At 51.7% G+C, this 19,327-nt stretch carries 17 protein-coding genes; 13 read left to right on the top strand and 4 right to left on the bottom strand.

Annotation, left to right across the window (positions count from 1 at the left end; translation table 11 throughout):
• The first annotated feature begins 92 nt into the window (after positions 1 to 92).
• Positions 93 to 1,250, top strand: coding sequence for a DNA-binding transcriptional regulator CdaR (gene cdaR / locus ACHHZ7_RS06235; RefSeq protein WP_003018564.1), 1,158 nt, complete (start codon positions 93 to 95; stop codon positions 1,248 to 1,250).
• Positions 1,251 to 1,337: 87 nt separating this feature from the next.
• On the opposite strand, the gene ACHHZ7_RS06230 is transcribed toward cdaR, so the two are convergent.
• From ACHHZ7_RS06230 to map, 4 genes are all read right to left on the bottom strand, one after another.
• Positions 1,338 to 1,724, bottom strand: coding sequence for a DUF3461 family protein (locus ACHHZ7_RS06230; protein ID WP_005132126.1), 387 nt, complete (start codon positions 1,722 to 1,724; stop codon positions 1,338 to 1,340).
• 109 nt (positions 1,725 to 1,833) lie between these two features.
• On the bottom strand, positions 1,834 to 2,658 hold the full coding sequence (dapD, locus tag ACHHZ7_RS06225; protein ID WP_003829186.1) for a 2,3,4,5-tetrahydropyridine-2,6-dicarboxylate N-succinyltransferase: 825 nt from the start codon (positions 2,656 to 2,658) through the stop codon (positions 1,834 to 1,836).
• Between the two features lie 31 nt (positions 2,659 to 2,689).
• Positions 2,690 to 5,362 carry a bifunctional uridylyltransferase/uridylyl-removing protein GlnD gene (gene glnD / locus ACHHZ7_RS06220; protein WP_003829184.1) on the bottom strand — a complete coding sequence of 891 codons (2,673 nt, stop codon included), beginning with the start codon at positions 5,360 to 5,362 and terminating at the stop codon, positions 2,690 to 2,692.
• Between the two features lie 113 nt (positions 5,363 to 5,475).
• Positions 5,476 to 6,270: a type I methionyl aminopeptidase gene (map, locus tag ACHHZ7_RS06215; RefSeq protein ID WP_008786263.1), complete on the bottom strand. Its 795-nt coding sequence runs from the start codon at positions 6,268 to 6,270 to the stop codon at positions 5,476 to 5,478.
• Positions 6,271 to 6,719: 449 nt separating this feature from the next.
• Here map and rpsB point away from each other — a divergent pair, with 449 nt between their 5' ends.
• The 12 genes from rpsB (at position 6,720) to fabZ (ending at position 19,326) form a co-directional block, all read left to right on the top strand.
• Positions 6,720 to 7,445, top strand: coding sequence for a 30S ribosomal protein S2 (gene rpsB / locus ACHHZ7_RS06210; RefSeq protein ID WP_003018553.1), 726 nt, complete (start codon positions 6,720 to 6,722; stop codon positions 7,443 to 7,445).
• 264 nt (positions 7,446 to 7,709) lie between these two features.
• Positions 7,710 to 8,561 carry a translation elongation factor Ts gene (gene tsf, locus ACHHZ7_RS06205; protein ID WP_003018551.1) on the top strand — a complete coding sequence of 284 codons (852 nt, stop codon included), beginning with the start codon at positions 7,710 to 7,712 and terminating at the stop codon, positions 8,559 to 8,561.
• A gap of 145 nt (positions 8,562 to 8,706) precedes the next feature.
• Positions 8,707 to 9,432, top strand: a complete 726-nt coding sequence (gene pyrH, locus ACHHZ7_RS06200; RefSeq protein ID WP_003018549.1) for a UMP kinase — start codon at positions 8,707 to 8,709, stop codon at positions 9,430 to 9,432.
• Between the two features lie 139 nt (positions 9,433 to 9,571).
• Complete coding sequence (gene frr / locus ACHHZ7_RS06195; RefSeq protein ID WP_003018547.1) at positions 9,572 to 10,129, top strand: ribosome recycling factor; 558 nt, start codon at positions 9,572 to 9,574, stop codon at positions 10,127 to 10,129.
• Positions 10,130 to 10,312: 183 nt separating this feature from the next.
• Complete coding sequence (gene ispC / locus ACHHZ7_RS06190; RefSeq protein WP_003829176.1) at positions 10,313 to 11,509, top strand: 1-deoxy-D-xylulose-5-phosphate reductoisomerase; 1,197 nt, start codon at positions 10,313 to 10,315, stop codon at positions 11,507 to 11,509.
• Between the two features lie 187 nt (positions 11,510 to 11,696).
• Positions 11,697 to 12,455: a (2E,6E)-farnesyl-diphosphate-specific ditrans,polycis-undecaprenyl-diphosphate synthase gene (gene ispU, locus ACHHZ7_RS06185; protein WP_060682722.1), complete on the top strand. Its 759-nt coding sequence runs from the start codon at positions 11,697 to 11,699 to the stop codon at positions 12,453 to 12,455.
• 12 nt (positions 12,456 to 12,467) lie between these two features.
• Positions 12,468 to 13,325, top strand: coding sequence for a phosphatidate cytidylyltransferase (gene cdsA / locus ACHHZ7_RS06180; protein WP_008786267.1), 858 nt, complete (start codon positions 12,468 to 12,470; stop codon positions 13,323 to 13,325).
• A gap of 11 nt (positions 13,326 to 13,336) precedes the next feature.
• Complete coding sequence (rseP, locus tag ACHHZ7_RS06175) at positions 13,337 to 14,689, top strand: sigma E protease regulator RseP (protein ID WP_060682721.1); 1,353 nt, start codon at positions 13,337 to 13,339, stop codon at positions 14,687 to 14,689.
• A 29-nt stretch (positions 14,690 to 14,718) separates the two neighbouring features.
• Positions 14,719 to 17,130, top strand: coding sequence for an outer membrane protein assembly factor BamA (gene bamA, locus ACHHZ7_RS06170; RefSeq protein WP_060682720.1), 2,412 nt, complete (start codon positions 14,719 to 14,721; stop codon positions 17,128 to 17,130).
• Positions 17,131 to 17,252: 122 nt separating this feature from the next.
• Positions 17,253 to 17,738, top strand: a complete 486-nt coding sequence (gene skp, locus ACHHZ7_RS06165; protein WP_016151765.1) for a molecular chaperone Skp — start codon at positions 17,253 to 17,255, stop codon at positions 17,736 to 17,738.
• A 3-nt stretch (positions 17,739 to 17,741) separates the two neighbouring features.
• On the top strand, positions 17,742 to 18,767 hold the full coding sequence (gene lpxD, locus ACHHZ7_RS06160; RefSeq protein WP_003018531.1) for a UDP-3-O-(3-hydroxymyristoyl)glucosamine N-acyltransferase: 1,026 nt from the start codon (positions 17,742 to 17,744) through the stop codon (positions 18,765 to 18,767).
• Positions 18,768 to 18,870: 103 nt separating this feature from the next.
• Positions 18,871 to 19,326: a 3-hydroxyacyl-ACP dehydratase FabZ gene (fabZ, locus tag ACHHZ7_RS06155; protein WP_003018528.1), complete on the top strand. Its 456-nt coding sequence runs from the start codon at positions 18,871 to 18,873 to the stop codon at positions 19,324 to 19,326.
• Position 19,327: the final 1 nt, after the last annotated feature.

Here is a 19,327-nt window from a genome sequence, read left to right as displayed (position 1 = left end):
ACTCCATACTTCTCCCTTTCGCTTTGTGCATTTGCACAATGTCGCCGCTTATTATCTTCCCTATGCTTGAGCTCTGCTCACAGGAGGGGTTTATGGCTGGTTGGCATCTTGATACCAAAATGGCGCAGGATATCGTGGCGCGTACCATGCGCATCATTGATACCAATATCAACGTAATGGATGCCCGTGGGCGGATAATCGGCAGCGGCGATCGCGAACGTATTGGTGAATTGCACGAAGGCGCGCTGCTGGTGCTTTCGCAGGGTCGGGTGGTCGATATCGACGATGCGGTGGCACGTCACTTGCACGGTGTACGACAGGGGATAAACCTGCCTCTACGTCTGGAAGGCGAAATCGTTGGCGTTATCGGCCTTACCGGCGAGCCGGAGCATCTGCGTAAATACGGCGAGTTAGTGTGTATGACCGCCGAAATGATGCTGGAACAGTCGCGCTTGATGCATCTGTTAGCGCAGGATAGCCGTCTGCGTGAAGAGCTGGTGATGAACCTGATTCAGGCGGAAGAGAATACACCGGCGCTGATGGAATGGGCCCAGCGCCTGGGCATTGATCTGAACCAGCCGCGCGTGGTGGCGGTAGTGGAGGTTGACAGCGGCCAGCTTGGCGTTGACAGTGCGATGGCGGAGCTACAGCAATTGCAGAATGCGTTGACCACGCCCGAACGTAATAATCTGATTGCGATTGTCTCTCTGACCGAGATGGTGGTGCTGAAACCGGCGCTCAATCAGTTTGGCCGCTGGGACGCTGAAGATCATCGTAAGCGGGTTGAGCAGCTTATTGCCCGTATGAAAGAGAACGGACAGCTGCGTTTTCGCGTATCGCTGGGCAACTATTTTACCGGGCCCGGTAGCATTGCCCGTTCGTATCGTACGGCGCGCACTACCATGATGGTCGGCAAGCAGCGGATGCCGGAAAGCCGTAGCTATTTCTATCAGGATTTGATGCTGCCAGTACTGCTGGACAGCCTGCGCGGCGGCTGGCAGGCCAATGAGCTGGCGCGTCCGTTGGTGAGGCTGAAAGCGATGGATAACAATGGGTTGCTGCGTCGGACACTGGCGGCATGGTTTCGTCATAACGTCCAGCCGCTGGCCACCTCAAAGGCACTGTTTATTCACCGCAATACGCTGGAATATCGCCTGAATCGTATTTCAGAACTGACCGGGCTGGATCTGGGGAATTTTGACGACAGACTGCTGCTGTATGTGGCGTTACAACTGGATGAACAGCATTGATTAATTGCCTGATGGCACTACGCTTATCAGGCAAAATGCCGGGTGGCGGCTTCGCCTTACCCGGCCTACGAATACATTCACGTGCGGTTATTTACGCGTTAGTTTTTCCAGATCGGCTTCAATTTCGCTGATCTTGTTGGTCACGACGCTTTCGAGATGACGTAAATCATCAAGGATCTTGCGTTTAAGATCGACTTCGCTGCGATCGCGCTGGCAGATCTGATCCAGTTCATCGATCACATAGCGCAGGTTGGGACTGATCTCCTGCACTTCTTTGTAACCCTGGCCGATGCCATCAGCTACCACCGTTTTGCGCTGACGGGGATATTTGAACTTCACGCTCTTGGCAAAAAACTCGCCTTTATCCTTTTGGAAATAGATTTTCAGGATATCGTTGTTGGCTTCTTGCCGCAGGCTGTAACGATCGATCTCTTCAGGATTAGTAATGCCCAGACTTTTCAGATTGTCATACATAGCGGTACCCTTAAGCTCACTATAACCATTGAATAATTAACGAAAAGCCTTGTTTATGCCACTCGCAGATGTAAAAAAAGCGGGCTAAGCCCGCTTTTTCAAATCGCTGTTAGTCGATAGTGCGCAACAGTTCGTTGATTCCCACTTTGCCACGCGTTTTGGCATCGACTTTCTTCACAATCACCGCGCAGTACAGGCTGTATTTACCATCTTTCGACGGCAGGTTGCCGGAGACGACCACGGAGCCTGCCGGAACGCGACCATAATGCACTTCGCCAGTTTCGCGATCGTAAATACGGGTGCTCTGACCGATGTACACGCCCATGGAGATAACAGAACCTTCTTCGACGATCACGCCTTCAACCACTTCAGAGCGTGCGCCGATGAAGCAGTTGTCTTCGATGATGGTCGGGTTAGCCTGCAACGGCTCCAGTACGCCGCCGATACCAACGCCGCCGGACAGGTGTACGTTTTTACCGATTTGCGCACAGGAACCGACTGTCGCCCAGGTATCAACCATCGTACCTTCATCAACATAAGCGCCGATGTTTACGTAAGATGGCATCAGCACGGTGTTACGGGCGATAAACGCACCCTGACGCACGGCCGCAGGCGGAACCACGCGGAAACCTTCCTTCTGGAAGCGCGCTTCGTCGTAGTTGGCGAATTTCATCGGTACTTTATCGAAGTAACGGCTTTCCGCACCTTCGATGACCTGATTATCGTTAATACGGAAAGAGAGCAGGACCGCCTTTTTCAGCCACTGATGCGTGACCCACTGACCCTCAATCTTCTCTGCGACGCGCAGTGCACCGGAATCCAGTAAAGAAATAACCTGATTCACCGCTTCGCGGGTTACGGTATCTACATTTGCCGGAGTAATGTCGGCACGGCGCTCGAAAGCGGACTCAATAACGTTCTGTAACTGCTGCATTGTTAAACTCTTTCCATAATAAATAAAAACATCACCCTTTATCGTTTGGATTGAGGGCCTCTGTCAACCGTTGATGCACTTCCTGCTGCAGCTCATTATTAAGGGCGCGCCGGTCGGCGGTGGCGATTATGAATAAATCTTCTACTCGCTCGCCAATGGTTGTAATTCGGGCGCCATGCAGCGAAATTCCCAGATCGGCAAAAATCTGCCCGACCCGCGCCAGCAGGCCGGGCTGGTCGAGAGCGATAAGCTCCAGGAATGATTTTCGGTCGGTATGGGTCGGCAAAAAGGTAACTTCAGTATCGACGGTAAAGTGGCGTAATTTTGCCGGTTGGCGACGCGGTTGCGGTGGCTGCCAACTGCGCTGCGTGATGGCCTGTTCCAGTCCAAAACGGATCGCTTCATGTCGGTCTGAAGACAGCGGGCTGCCGTCCGGTTCCAGCACGATGAACGTATCCATCGCCATCCCATCGCGGGTAGTGAAAATCTGCGCATCGTGGACGCTAAGATTACGCCTGTCCAGTTCAGCGCAGACGGCGGCAAACAGGTAAGGGCGGTCAGGGCTCCAGATGAAAATCTCCGTCCCGCCGCGCGTGGCCTGTGGGCTGAGCAGGATCAGCGGCTTGCTGAGATCGTGTTGCAACAGATGGCGCGCATGCCAGGCCAGCTGATTTGGGCTGTGACGCACGAAGTAGTTGGCGCGACAGCGTGACCAGATGTGGTGCAACGCTTCTTCATCAATGTTGTCCATTCGCAGTAGCGCCAGCGCCTGAAGCTGATGATGGCGTACACGCTCACGCATATCCGGCGTATTTTGCATGCCACGACGGAGTTGTTTTTCCGTCGCGAAGTACAGCTCACGCAGCAGGCTTTGCTTCCAGCTATTCCACAGCGTTTCGTTGGTGGCGCAAATATCCGCGACGGTCAGACACACCAAAAAGCGCAGACGGTGTTCCGTTTGTACCTCTTCGGCGAATTGCTTGATCACTTCGGGATCCTGAATATCGCGGCGCTGAGCGGTCACCGACATCAGCAAATGCTGGCGCACCAGCCACACGATCAGCTGCGTTTCGCGGGAATTCAGGCCGTGCAGTTCGGCGAACTTGAGCACGTCCTGAGCGCCGAGCACCGAGTGATCGCCGCCGCGACCTTTGGCGATATCGTGGAACAGCGCGGCAATCAGAATCAACTCCGGCTGTCGCAGACGCGGCCATAGATCCACGCATAGCGGATGGCGCTGACGGGTCTCTTCGTTAGCAAAACTTTCCAGCTTGAGCATTACGCGGATGGTGTGTTCATCCACCGTATAGGCATGAAACAGGTCAAACTGCATTTGGCCGACAATATGCGACCATTGCGGCATATAGGCCCACAACACGCTGTGGCGATGCATCGGCAGCAGACCGCGGCTCACCGCGCCCGGATGGCGTAACATACTGAGAAACAGCGATCGCGCTTCCGGGATGTAGCACAGCGGCTGCGTTAAATGACGGCGGGCATGACGCAAATGGCGCAGCGTGGTGGAGTAAATCCCGCTGATCGCGCTGTTACGCACCATGATGTAAAACATCCGCAGTATCGCTTCGGGTTTGCGGATAAACAGGTCGTCGTTGCGCAGATCGATCAACGTGCCGCGCAGTTGGAAGTCGTCATCAATCGGGCGCGGTTTTTCATCGGCGGGCATGGCGAGGATCGCCTCGTCGAACAGTTGCAACAACATGTGATTCAGTTCGCTGACCCGTCGGGTGACGCGGAAATAGTCTTTCATCATCCGCTCGATAGGCTCGTTGCCTTCGCCGCCGTAGTTTAGCCGTTGCGCCACGCTGAGCTGGCGGTCAAACAGCAGGCGGTTGTCGTAACGACTAACGACCAGATGCAGGGCGAAGCGAATCCGCCACAGGATATGCAAACATTCATTTAGCTCGGCGCGTTCTGCCAGTGTCAAAAAGCCGAAGCCGACCATTTCGTCCAGTGAGGTGGCACCAAAATGGCGGCGGGCCACCCATTGCAGGGTATGGATATCGCGCAGGCCGCCGGGACTGCTTTTGATGTCCGGCTCCAGGTTGTAGCTGGTGCCGTGATAGCGCTGGTGGCGCTGATTCTGCTCTTCCACTTTGGCAGCGTAAAACTTGTCTGAAGGCCAGAAACCTTCGCTAAAAATATGCTTTTGCAGCTCCAGAAACAGCGCCACATCGCCGATCAGCAGGCGAGTTTCAATCAGGTTGGTGGCGACGGTTAAATCTGACAATCCTTCCAGCAGACACTCTTCCAGCGTACGCACGCTATGCCCAACCTCCAGCCTCACGTCCCATAGCAGCGTTAACAGCTCACCGACTTTCTCGGCCTGCGCATCAGGCAGCTTTTTACGACTCAGGATCAGCAGGTCAATATCGGAAAGCGGGTGCAATTCGCCTCGTCCGTAGCCACCAACGGCAACCAGCGCCAGATCGGCTATTTGCCCGAACCCAGCTTCTATCCACAAACGCTGTAGCAGTTGGTCAATAAATTCGGTGCGGGCCTCAATGAGCTGTTCTGCGGAAATTCCACTGTCAAACGCTTCGCCTAACCAGTTCTGGAAGGTGTCGATATGCGCTTTAATGCCGGAGCAGTTGAGATCTTGCTGTGGCCATGTCCCTGGGTTTTGCGGTTGGCCAGGCAGGGTGGGGAGGGCAGTATTTGCGTGCTGTTCAGGAAGTGTATTCATTATGCGCCACCCATTAAAAAGCCGGATGATGGCGTGAACGCCTTATCCGGCCTACTAAGTAGTACAATTTGTAGGCCTGATAAGATGCGAATGCATCGCCATCAGGCAAAACATTATTCGCCGTGTGTGATGATCGCCGGGATGGTGTCATCCTTGCGTAACGTCAGAATTTCACAGCCGTTTTCCGTCACTACAATAGTATGCTCGTACTGTGCAGACAAGCTCCGGTCTTTGGTTTTCACCGTCCAGCCGTCTTTCATGGTGCGGATGCGGTAATCACCGGCATTCAGCATCGGTTCTATGGTGAACGTCATGCCCGGCTGCAGTACCACACCACCGTCGTCTGCATCGTAGTGCAGAACCTGTGGCTCTTCATGGAAGCCGCGACCGATACCGTGACCGCAGTATTCACGAACAACAGAGAAACCTTCGCCTTCCGCGTATTTCTGAATCGCAGCGCCCAGCGTGCGCAGGCGAATGCCCGGTTTTACCATTCGCAGCGCCAGATACAGGCTTTCCTGTGTGACGCGGCACAGACGCTCGCCCAGAATAGTAGGTTTGCCGACGATAAACATCTTGGAGGTATCGCCGTGGTACTCGTCTTTAATCACGGTTACGTCGATGTTGACGATGTCGCCGTCTTTCAGAAGTTTAGCGTCGTCCGGGATCCCGTGGCACACCACCTCATTAATAGAGATGCACACGGATTTCGGATAGCCGTGATAGCCCAGGCAGGCGGAAATAGCCTGTTGCTCATTCACGATATAGTCATTACAGATGCGATCCAGCTCGCCGGTGCTGACGCCCGGTTTAACAAACGGTTCGATCATTTCCAGTACATCAGCGGCCAGGCGGCCAGCGACGCGCATTTTTTCGATTTCTTCAGGGGTCTTGATTGAGATAGCCATGAATTCTGTCCATCAGTGTCGATTATTTCGACAATAATTGTGTAAGTGCTGTCAATGGTATCAGTCAGGGGTGTACCCTGCCAAATTGAGAATCATTCTGAACTTCGCCTTTCGTGCCACAGATGCGTTGGCTACATTTTTTCACCCCAGTCACTTACTGGTTGTAAGCTCCCGGGGATTCAAAAATTTGCCGCCTTCCTGTAACACGAAATTCATCGTTCATTCAGCACAGACCGCCAACAATTATTGGTGTCGGTGGCGTATTTGTGGTATAAAGCGCGCCGGACTTCCGATCCATTCGAAGACTACACACGATGGACGGGAGCGACAAATCTCACTTTGTGTAACAACACACACGTATCGGCACATATTCCGGGGTGCCCTTTGGGGTCGGTAATATGGGATGCGTGGAGGCTTAACCCCAACTTTTATATATAGAGGTTTTAATCATGGCAACTGTTTCCATGCGCGACATGCTCAAGGCTGGTGTTCACTTCGGTCACCAGACCCGTTACTGGAACCCGAAAATGAAGCCGTTCATCTTCGGTGCGCGTAACAAAGTTCACATCATCAACCTTGAGAAAACTGTACCGATGTTCAACGAAGCTCTGGCTGAACTGAACAAGATCTCTGCTCGTAAAGGTAAAATCCTTTTCGTTGGTACTAAACGCGCTGCAAGCGAAGCGGTGAAAGAAGCTGCTAACAGCTGCGACCAGTTCTTCGTGAACCATCGCTGGCTGGGCGGTATGCTGACTAACTGGAAAACCGTTCGTCAGTCCATCAAACGTCTGAAAGATCTGGAAACTCAGTCTCAGGACGGTACTTTCGAAAAGCTGACCAAGAAAGAAGCGCTGATGCGTACTCGTGAGCTTGAGAAACTGGAAAACAGCCTGGGCGGTATCAAAGACATGGGCGGTCTGCCGGACGCTCTGTTCGTAATCGATGCTGACCACGAGCACATTGCTATCAAAGAAGCAAACAACCTGGGTATCCCAGTATTTGCTATCGTTGATACCAACTCTGATCCGGACGGTGTTGACTTCGTTATCCCGGGTAACGACGACGCAATCCGTGCTGTGACCCTGTACCTGGGCGCTGTAGCTACTACCGTTCGTGAAGGCCGTTCTCAGGATCTGGCTTCCCAGGCGGAAGAAAGCTTCGTAGAAGCTGAATAATAAGGCACGCTCGTTAGAGCGACCCCTTATATATCCAAGATAATTCGAGTTGCAGGAAGGCGTTGACGCAACGAATCCCCCGGAGCTTACATAAGTAAGTGACTGGGGTGAGTAAGGAAAACAACGCACCTGCAGCTGGAAGAATGACGGATATAGGCCAGGTAGTATCACGTTTGGTTAGGGGGCCTGTATATGGCCCCCTTTTTCACTTTTAAATCTGTGCGGTTTCATGCCGGGCAGATCAAATCTTCCGAGGATTTTAGAATGGCTGAAATTACCGCATCCCTGGTAAAAGAGCTGCGTGAGCGTACTGGCGCAGGCATGATGGATTGCAAAAAAGCACTGACTGAAGCTAATGGCGACATCGAGCTGGCAATCGAAAACATGCGTAAGTCCGGTGCAATCAAAGCGGCGAAAAAAGCAGGCAACGTTGCTGCTGACGGCGTAATCAAAACCAAAATCGACGGCAACATCGCTTTCATTCTGGAAGTTAACTGCCAGACTGACTTCGTTGCTAAAGATGCTGGTTTCCAGGCATTTGCTGACAAAGTACTGGACGCTGCCGTTGCTGGCAAAATCACTGATGTTGAAGTTCTGAAAGCACAGTTCGAAGAAGAACGTGTTGCTCTGGTTGCTAAAATCGGTGAGAACATCAACATCCGTCGCGTTGCTTCCCTGGAAGGCGAAGTTCTGGGTAACTACCAGCACGGTGCTCGTATCGGTGTTCTGGTTGCTGCAACTGGCGCTGACGAAGAACTGGTTAAACAGCTGGCAATGCACGTTGCTGCAAGCAAACCAGAATTCGTTAAGCCGGAAGACGTTTCCGCTGAAGTGGTAGAAAAAGAATACCAGGTTCAGCTGGACATCGCTATGCAGTCTGGCAAGCCGAAAGAAATCGCAGAGAAAATGGTTGAAGGCCGCATGAAGAAATTCACCGGCGAAGTTTCTCTGACCGGTCAGCCTTTCGTCATGGAACCGAGCAAATCTGTTGGTCAGCTGCTGAAAGAGCATAACGCTGACGTAACTGGTTTCATCCGCTTTGAAGTGGGTGAAGGCATCGAGAAAGTTGAGACTGACTTTGCAGCAGAAGTTGCTGCGATGTCCAAGCAGTCTTAATTTTTAAAGGAGCCGCCTGAGGGCGGCTTCTTTTTGTGTCTGGCTTGTAAATTCAGCGAACCGCTATAGTGGTCATGCTGAAAAGCGACATACAATGTCGCCGGAATTAACTCATCTCATTCGTTGACAGTCTCAGGAAAGAAACATGGCTACCAATGCAAAACCCGTCTACAAACGTATTCTGCTTAAGTTAAGTGGCGAAGCTCTGCAAGGTTCAGAAGGCTTCGGTATTGATGCAAGCATCCTCGACCGCATGGCTCAGGAAATCAAAGAGCTGGTTGAGCTGGGTATTCAGGTTGGCGTAGTGATTGGTGGTGGTAACCTGTTCCGTGGCGCTGGTCTGGCGAAAGCGGGGATGAACCGCGTTGTGGGCGACCACATGGGCATGTTAGCCACCGTAATGAACGGTCTGGCGATGCGCGATGCGCTTCACCGCGCCTATGTGAACGCTCGCTTGATGTCCGCAATTCCTCTGAACGGCGTGTGTGATAACTACAGCTGGGCCGAAGCTATCAGCCTGCTGCGTAACAACCGCGTTGTTATTTTGTCTGCGGGTACCGGCAATCCGTTCTTCACCACCGATTCTGCAGCCTGCCTGCGCGGTATTGAAATTGAAGCGGATGTGGTTCTGAAAGCCACCAAAGTCGATGGCGTATTTACTGCCGACCCGGCTAAAGATCCAACGGCGACTATGTACGAACAGTTGACCTACACTGAAGTACTGGATAAAGAGCTGAAAGTAATGGATCTTGCCGCGTTCACGCTGGCTCGTGACCACAAATTACCGATTCGTGTCTTTAACATGAACAAACCAGGTGCACTGCGCCGTGTTGTTATGGGTGAAAAAGAAGGCACGTTAATCACGGAATAATTCCCGTTGCGGCTAAATGCAGGTAATATTCCGCTTTAATGTCGCGGGATACGTCCCTCAAAATTAATCAAGACTATACTTGTCACATCTTGTGTGGCGGGTATGGTCTGACTGAAACAAGCTTTCAAGGATTCGTAACGTGATCAACGATATCAGAAAAGATGCTGAAGTACGCATGGACAAATGCGTCGAAGCGTTCAAAAACCAAATCAGCAAAATTCGCACGGGTCGTGCTTCTCCTAGCCTGCTGGATGGTATTGTCGTGGAATATTACGGCACGCCGACTCCGCTGCGCCAGCTGGCAAGCGTAACGGTTGAAGATTCCCGTACCCTGAAAATCAACGTATTTGACCGTTCTATGGGTCCAGCCGTTGAGAAAGCAATCATGGCTTCCGACCTCGGTCTGAATCCAAGCTCTGCGGGCTCTGACATCCGCGTTCCGCTGCCGCCGCTGACCGAAGAACGTCGTAAAGATCTGACCAAGATCGTACGTGGTGAAGCTGAAGGCGCGCGTGTTGCGGTACGTAACGTACGCCGTGATGCAAACGACAAAGTGAAAGCGTTGTTGAAAGAAAAAGAGATCAGCGAAGATGACGATCGCCGTTCTCAGGACGACGTACAGAAACTGACTGACGCAGCAATCAAAAAAGTTGATGCGGCGCTGGCAGAGAAAGAAGCAGAACTGATGCAGTTCTGATTCGCCTGTACGCTAAAAACGCCGCTTAGAAGGCCTGAGAAGGCTGGATGGCGGCGTTTTGCTTTTTTCTGTCTACATACTCTAAATAATTCAAGTTGCAGGAAGGCGGTGACGCCAAAGGCCGAGTAAAGCCAACGTACATGCAACTTGAAGTATGGCGAGTAAAATTCTTCTGGATGTCCGATGAAGCAATTAACCATCCTGGGATCAACCGGTTCCATTGGTTGCAGTACGCTGGATGTAGTACGCCATAACCCGGAAAAATTTCGTGTTGCTGCGTTGGTAGCGGGTAAAAATGTTGCCCGTATGGTAGAGCAATGCCTGGAGTTTGCGCCTCGCTATGCGGTAATGGATGATGAAAAAAGCGCGGCACAGGTAAAAGCTGCTCTTTTGGCACAGGGTAGCCGTACCGAGGTGATGAGCGGGCAGCAGGCTGCCTGTGATATGGCTGCACTGGATGATGTTGATCAGGTCATGGCGGCGATTGTCGGCGCAGCGGGTTTGCTGCCGACGCTGGCGGCAATTCGTGCGAGCAAAAGCATTTTGCTGGCGAATAAAGAATCTCTGGTGACCTGCGGTCGTCTGTTTATGGACGACGTGAAACGCCACAAAGCGCAGCTTTTGCCGGTAGATAGCGAGCATAACGCGATTTTTCAGAGTTTACCGCAACCTATCCAACACAATCTGGGATACGCTGACCTTGAGCAAAACGGCGTCATGTCAGTTCTGCTTACCGGGTCTGGTGGCCCATTCCGTGAAACGCCATTGCGCGATCTGGTCTCTATGACCCCCGATCAGGCATGCCGTCATCCGAATTGGTCGATGGGACGAAAAATCTCTGTCGATTCCGCCACCATGATGAACAAAGGTCTGGAATACATTGAAGCGCGTTGGTTATTTAATGCCAGTGCAAGCCAGATGGAAGTGCTGATTCACCCGCAGTCGGTTATTCATTCGATGGTCCGTTATCAGGATGGTAGTGTTCTGGCGCAGTTGGGTGAACCTGATATGCGTACACCTATTGCCCATACGATGGCATGGCCAGAACGTGTGACGTCCGGTGTTAAGCCTGTCGACTTTTGCAAACTCAGTGCGTTGACGTTTTCCGCACCTGATTACCAGCGTTATCCGTGCCTGAAACTGGCGATGGACGCGTTTGAGCAAGGCCAGGCGGCGACGACCGCACTCAATGCCGCGAATGAAATTACCGTTGCCGCATTCCTGGCGCAGCAGATCCGATTTACCGATATTGCCGATCTCAATTTATCTGTACTGGATAAGATGGATTTGCAGGAACCACAGAGCGTTGACGACGTGTTGAAGGTCGATGCCATCGCGCGGGAAGTCGCCAGAAAAGAAGTGATGCGACTCTCAAGCTGATGATAATCCCTCTACGGAGAATCGTGCTATTTGTTAGCGTTGGGCTTCAGTGATATAGTCTGCGCCACCCGATCGCGGGTATTTGCTTTTTTTCGGTCGGGTAAGCCGTGGTTTGACACGGCTTTTTTGTGGATAGGCTTCAGTATTCCTGAGTACCGTAAATCCTTTCAGGGACTAATAACGCGTTATGTTGTCTGCAACTAAACCATTAAGCGAAAATTTGCCAGCACATGGTTGTCACCATGTCGCAATTATCATGGATGGCAATGGCCGCTGGGCGAAAAAGCAAGGGAAGATTCGCGCCTTTGGGCATAAGGCTGGAGCAAAATCCGTCCGCCGGGCTGTCTCTTTTGCTGCCAATAACGGTATTGATGCGTTAACGCTGTATGCCTTTAGCAGTGAGAACTGGAACCGACCTGCGCAGGAAGTGAGCGCGTTAATGGAACTGTTTGTGTGGGCACTTGATAGCGAAGTGAAAAACCTGCATCGCCATAACGTACGCCTGCGTATTATCGGGGATATCAGTCGATTTAACTCACGTTTGCAAGAACGGATTCGCAAATCAGAAGCGATTACCGCCCAGAATACCGGGTTGACGCTGAATATTGCAGCGAATTACGGTGGACGGTGGGATATTGTCCAGGGAGTCAGGCAACTGGCACAACAGGTGCAGGACGGTGTGCTGCATCCTGAGCAAATCGATGAAGAGATGCTTGGGCAGCAAATTTGTATGCATGAGCTGGCTCCTGTGGATTTAGTGATAAGGACTGGGGGAGAGCACCGAATTAGTAATTTTCTGTTGTGGCAAATTGCCTATGCCGAACTTTACTTTACCGATGTTCTCTGGCCCGATTTCGATGAACAAGACTTTGAAGGTGCGCTGCATGCCTTTGCTAATCGTGAGCGTCGTTTCGGCGGCACCGAACCCGGTGATGAAAAAGCCTGATGGGGGTCGCTTTTGCTGAAGTATCGCCTGATTTCTGCTTTTGTTTTAATACCCGTTGTCATCGCGGCGCTGTTTTTGCTGCCGCCGGTGGGGTTCGCCATTGTTACGTTGGTCGTCTGTATGTTGGCCGCCTGGGAATGGGGACAGTTAAGCGGTTTTACCACGCGTACGCAGCGAGTCTGGCTGGCGGTTTTGTGCGGGCTATTGCTGGCACTGATGCTATTTTTGCTGCCAGAATACCATCGCGATATCCATCAACCGCTGGTTGAAGTATCGCTGTGGGCGTCGCTGGGCTGGTGGGTCGTAGCGCTGTTACTGGTATTGTTTTACCCAGGGTCTGCGTCGGTCTGGCGTAATTCCAAAACATTACGCATAATTTTCGGCGTATTAACCATTGTCCCGTTCTTTTGGGGAATGCTGGCGCTGCGTGCATGGCACTATGATGAGAATCATTATAGTGGCGCGCTATGGCTGCTGTATGTCATGATCCTCGTCTGGGGAGCGGACTCTGGTGCGTATATGTTTGGTAAGCTATTTGGCAAACATAAGCTGGCGCCGAAGGTTTCTCCTGGAAAAACCTGGCAGGGTTTTTTTGGCGGACTCGCCACTGCGGCCGTAATCTCATGGGGTTATGGCATGTGGGCGAATCTTGAAGTTGCGCCTGTCACCTTGCTCATTTGCTCCATCGTTGCAGCCCTGGCCTCCGTGCTGGGTGACCTGACCGAGAGTATGTTTAAGCGTGAAGCAGGTATTAAGGACAGTGGTCACTTAATTCCAGGACACGGCGGTATTCTGGATCGTATTGATAGCCTGACGGCTGCGGTACCGGTCTTTGCCTGCCTGTTGTTACTGGTGTTCAGGACGCTCTAACGGATGGTCTTATGCTGAGTATTCTCTGGAATTTGGCTGCATTCATCATCGCACTTGGTGTGCTTATCACCGTGCATGAATTTGGTCATTTCTGGGTTGCGCGGCGCTGCGGAGTCCGCGTCGAACGCTTTTCCATTGGCTTTGGAAAAGCGCTTTGGCGGCGTACCGATAAATCAGGTACGGAATACGTCATCGCCATGATTCCCCTCGGCGGTTACGTCAAAATGCTGGATGAGCGCGCTGAACCGGTCGCACCGGAATTGCGCCATTACGCCTTCAACAATAAAACGGTTGGACAACGTGCTGCCATTATCGCCGCGGGTCCGATTGCAAACTTCCTTTTTGCTATTTTTGCTTATTGGCTGGTGTTTATCATTGGTGTCCCTGGCGTTCGTCCGGTTGTTGGTGAAATAACACCCAACTCGATTGCTGCACAGGCGCAAATTCAGCCGGGTACGGAACTAAAAGCGGTTGATGGCATCGAAACCCCTGATTGGGATGCCGTGCGATTGCAACTGGTATCCAAAATTGGCGATGAGCATACGACCCTCAGCGTGGCGCAGTTTGGCAGTAACCAGCGACAGGACAAAACGCTGGATTTACGCCATTGGGCATTTGAGCCAGACAAAGAGGATCCTGTCTCTAGTTTGGGTATGCGTCCGCGTGGTCCGCAGATTGAACCGGTACTGTCAGAAGTGCAGGTTAACTCCGCTGCAAGTAAGGCAGGTTTGCAAGCTGGCGACAGGATCGTTAAAGTCAATGGTCAGTCGCTGACGCAATGGATGACGTTCGTGGCGCTGGTGCGCGATAATCCGGATACGCCGTTAGCGCTAGATATTGAAAGACAAGGAAGTTCCTTGTCTTTAACGTTAACCCCAGATTCAAAACAGGTTAACGGTAAGGCAGAAGGGTTTGCGGGCGTGGTGCCTAAAGTTATTCCTCTGCCTGATGAGTATAAGACTGTACGCCAGTATGGGCCATTCAGCGCCATCCTCGAAGCCTCGGATAAAACGTGGCAGTTGATGAAGCTGACGGTCAGTATGCTGGGAAAATTGATTACCGGTGATGTAAAACTGAACAACCTCAGTGGGCCGATTTCTATCGCCCAGGGGGCTGGGATGTCAGCGGAGTTCGGGATTATTTATTACCTGATGTTCCTTGCGCTTATCAGCGTGAACTTAGGGATAATCAACCTGTTTCCGTTGCCCGTTCTTGACGGGGGGCATCTGCTGTTCCTGGCGATAGAAAAGCTGAAGGGCGGTCCGGTATCCGAGCGGGTTCAAGACTTTAGTTATCGCATTGGCTCTATCTTGCTGGTGTTGTTAATGGGGCTTGCACTTTTCAATGATTTCTCTCGGTTGTAAGAGAGTGTTAGGAAGAACGCATAATAACGATGGCGATGAAAAAGTTGCTCATAGCGTCGCTGCTGTTTAGCAGCGCCACCGTATACGGTGCTGAAGGGTTCGTAGTGAAGGACATTCATTTCGAAGGCCTACAGCGAGTCGCCGTTGGTGCGGCTCTCCTCAGTATGCCGGTGCGCACAGGCGACACGGTTAATGATGAAGACATCAGTAATACCATTCGTGCTCTGTTCGCCACCGGAAACTTTGAGGATGTCCGCGTCCTGCGCGATGGTGATACCCTTCTGGTTCAGGTAAAAGAACGTCCGACGATTGCCAGCATCACTTTCTCCGGTAACAAATCGGTGAAAGATGACATGCTGAAGCAAAACCTCGAGGCGTCTGGCGTGCGTGTTGGCGAGTCTCTGGATCGCACAACGCTTGCCGATATCGAAAAGGGCCTGGAAGATTTCTACTATAGCGTCGGTAAGTACAGCGCCAGTGTGAAAGCGGTGGTGACGCCGTTGCCGCGTAACCGCGTTGACCTCAAGCTGGTCTTCCAGGAAGGTGTTTCGGCGAAGATCCAACAGATCAATATCGTCGGCAACCATGCCTTCTCGACTGACGAACTTATCTCTCACTTCCAGTTGCGTGACGAAGTACCGTGGTGGAACGTGGTGGGCGATCGTAAATACCAGAAACAGAAGCTGGCGGGCGACCTTGAAACCCTGCGTAGCTACTATCTGGATCGCGGTTATGCTCGCTTCAATATTGATTCCACTCAGGTCAGCCTGACGCCGGATAAAAAAGGCATCTACATCACCGTTAATATCACTGAAGGCGAGCAGTACAAGCTTTCTGGGGTTCAGGTGAGCGGTAACCTGGCCGGGCACTCCGCCGAAATTGAGACCCTGACGAAGATCGAGCCAGGTGAACTCTATAACGGCACCAAAGTGACCAAAATGGAAGATGACATCAAGAAGCTTCTGGGTCGCTATGGCTATGCCTATCCGCGCGTTCAGTCGCAGCCTGAAATCAACGACGCCGACAAAACCGTTAAATTACGTGTAAACGTGGATGCGGGTAACCGTTTCTATGTGCGTAAGATCCGTTTTGAAGGTAACGACACTTCTAAAGACTCCGTTCTGCGTCGCGAAATGCGTCAGATGGAAGGCGCATGGTTGGGCAGCGATCTGGTCGACCAGGGTAAAGAGCGTCTGAACCGTCTGGGTTACTTTGAAACCGTTGATACCGATACTCAGCGTGTTCCGGGCCGTCCAGATCAGGTTGATGTGGTCTACAAGGTTAAAGAGCGTAACACCGGTAGCTTTAACTTCGGCGTCGGTTACGGTACCGAGAGCGGCGTGAGTTTCCAGGCTGGCGTTCAGCAAGATAACTGGTTAGGTACCGGTTATTCTGTCGGGATTAACGGCACCAAAAACGACTACCAGACCTATACTGAGTTGTCTGTCACTAACCCGTACTTCACCGTTGATGGTGTGAGCCTTGGTGGCCGCGTCTTCTATAACGACTTTGAAGCGGATGATGCAGACCTGTCCGACTATACCAACAAAAGTTATGGTACAGACGTGACGCTGGGCTTCCCGGTCAACGAATACAACACGTTGCGTGCGGGCCTGGGTTATGTACATAACAAACTGTCCAATATGCAGCCGCAGGTTGCGATGGATCGTTATCTTGAGTCGATGGGACAATCCGCTGATACCAGCAGTTTTGCCGCTGATGATTTCACCTTTAACTACGGTTGGACATACAACAAGTTAGACCGTGGTTATTTCCCGACAGACGGTTCGCGTGTCAACCTGAACGGTAAAGTCACCATTCCGGGTTCAGACAACGAATACTACAAACTGTCGATGGATACCGCGACCTATGTGCCGATCGATGACGATCACAAGTGGGTTGTTCTGGGCCGTACCAAGGTAGGTTATGGGGATGGCATTGGCAGCAAAGAGATGCCGTTCTACGAGAACTTCTACGCCGGTGGTTCCAGTACCGTGCGTGGCTTCCAGTCCAACACCATTGGTCCGAAAGCGGTTTATAAAAATGGTGCCAGAACTGACTGGGACGACGGTGATAACGAAGAATGTACTCAGGCTTCAGGCTGTAAATCAGATGATGCGGTAGGTGGTAACGCCATGGCTGTCGCCAGCCTGGAATTTATTACCCCGACGCCGTTCATCAGCGATAAGTATGCTAACTCGGTCCGTACCTCCTTCTTCTGGGATATGGGTACCGTTTGGGATACGAACTGGGATCCGTCATCTGCGCCGTCGGATGTGCCGGACTATAGTGATCCGAGCAATATCCGTATGTCAGCGGGTATCGCGTTACAATGGATGTCCCCATTGGGGCCGTTGGTTTTCTCCTACGCCCAGCCGTTCAAGAAGTACGATGGAGACAAAGCGGAACAGTTCCAGTTTAACATTGGTAAAACCTGGTAACTGTTCTTCGCAAAGGAATGTAGTGGTAGTGTAGCGATGACTTTAGGCGATCTTGCATGGGATCGCCTGGCCACGCAAAGAACTGCACCTTCGGGTGCAAATGGGATGGTAAGGAGTTAATTGTGAAAAAGTGGTTATTAGCTGCAGGTCTCGGTTTAGCGATGGCAACGTCCGCACAGGCTGCTGACAAAATTGCAATCGTCAATATGGGTAGCCTGTTCCAACAGGTTGCACAGAAGACGGGTGTTTCTGCTACTCTGGAAAACGAGTTCAAAGGCCGTGCCAGCGAACTGCAGCGTATGGAATCCGATCTGCAATCTAAAATGCAGCGTCTGCAATCAATGAAAGCGGGTAGCGATCGTACCAAGCTGGAAAAAGACGTTATGGCTCAGCGCCAGACTTTCTCTCAGAAAGCTCAGGCTTTCGAGCAGGATCGTGCACGTCGTTCCAACGAAGAACGTGGCAAACTGGTTACTCGTATCCAGACAGCGGTGAAATCTGTTGCTAACAGCCAGAGCATTGATCTGGTCGTTGACGCAAACACCGTTGCATACAACAGCAGCGATGTAAAAGACATCACCGCTGACGTACTGAAACAGGTTAAATAAGTAATGCCTTCAATTCGACTGGCTGATTTAGCAGAGCAGTTGGATGCAGAATTACACGGTGATGGCGATATCGTCATCACCGGCGTAGCGTCCATGCAATCTGCGCAAACTGGCAATATCACGTTCATGGTGAATCCTAAATACCGTGAACATTTAGGCGTATGCCAGGCGTCTGCCGTTGTGATGACGCAGGACGATCTTCCTTTTGCTAAGAGTGCGGCGCTGGTAGTGAAGAATCCCTACCTGACCTATGCACGTATGGCGCAAATTTTAGATACCACGCCTCAGCCTGCACAGAACATTGCACCCAGTGCAGTGATCGATGCAACGGCGAAGCTGGGTAATAATGTCTCTGTGGGCGCAAATGCGGTCATTGAGTCTGGCGTAGAACTGGGCGATAACGTGGTTATCGGTGCAGGCTGCTTCGTCGGAAAAAATACCAAAATCGGTGCAGGTTCACGCTTGTGGGCGAATGTGACGATTTACCACGACATCCAGATCGGTGAAAATTGTCTGATCCAGTCCAGCACTGTCGTTGGATCTGATGGATTTGGTTACGCGAACGATCGTGGTAACTGGGTGAAGATCCCCCAGCTTGGTCGCGTGATTATCGGCGATCGCGTCGAGATCGGCGCTTGTACCACCATTGACCGTGGTGCTCTGGACGATACTGTGATCGGTAATGGTGTTATCATTGATAACCAGTGCCAGATTGCGCATAACGTTGTGATTGGCGACAATACGGCGGTAGCCGGTGGCGTCATTATGGCGGGTAGCCTGAAGATTGGCCGTTATTGCATGATTGGCGGTGCCAGCGTGATCAATGGGCATATGGAAATATGCGACAAAGTTACGGTAACTGGCATGGGTATGGTGATGCGTCCTATCACTGAACCTGGCGTCTACTCCTCAGGCATTCCGCTACAACCCAACAAGGTATGGCGTAAAACAGCTGCACTGGTGATGAATATTGATGATATGAGCAAGCGCCTCAAAGCGATTGAGCGCAAGGTTAATCAACAAGACTAAAGCACCGTTTTTGCATGTCTGACTTTTCGGCCTGTCCCATTCATACGATTGCGACAGGCCGTGTTATTATTGCCTTTTAGTATATTTTGACAGGAAGAGTATTTTGACTACTAACACTCATACTCTGCATATTGAAGAGATTTTAGAACTTCTGCCGCACCGTTTTCCGTTTCTGCTGGTTGACCGCGTGCTGGATTTTGAAGAAGGTCGTTTTCTGCGCGCAGTGAAAAATGTATCCGTTAACGAGCCTTTCTTTCAGGGCCACTTCCCGGGTAAACCTATTTTCCCTGGCGTATTGATTCTGGAAGCGATGGCACAGGCTACCGGTATCCTCGCGTTTAAAAGCGTAGGAAAACTGGAACCAGGCGAACTGTATTATTTCGCTGGTATTGATGAAGCACGCTTTAAGCGTCCTGTCGTGCCTGGCGATCAGATGATCATGGAAGTGACTTTCGAGAAAACGCGCCGTGGCCTGACCCGTTTTAAAGGGGTTGCGCTGGTCGACGGTAAAGTTGTGTGCGAAGCAACGATGATGTGTGCCCGTAGCCGGGAGGCCTGAT

The sequence above is a fragment of the Citrobacter freundii complex sp. 2024EL-00216 genome (assembly GCF_043945515.1).
Taxonomy (GTDB): Bacteria; Pseudomonadota; Gammaproteobacteria; order Enterobacterales; family Enterobacteriaceae; genus Citrobacter; species Citrobacter portucalensis.
This window is presented reverse-complemented; position numbering and strand designations above follow the sequence as displayed.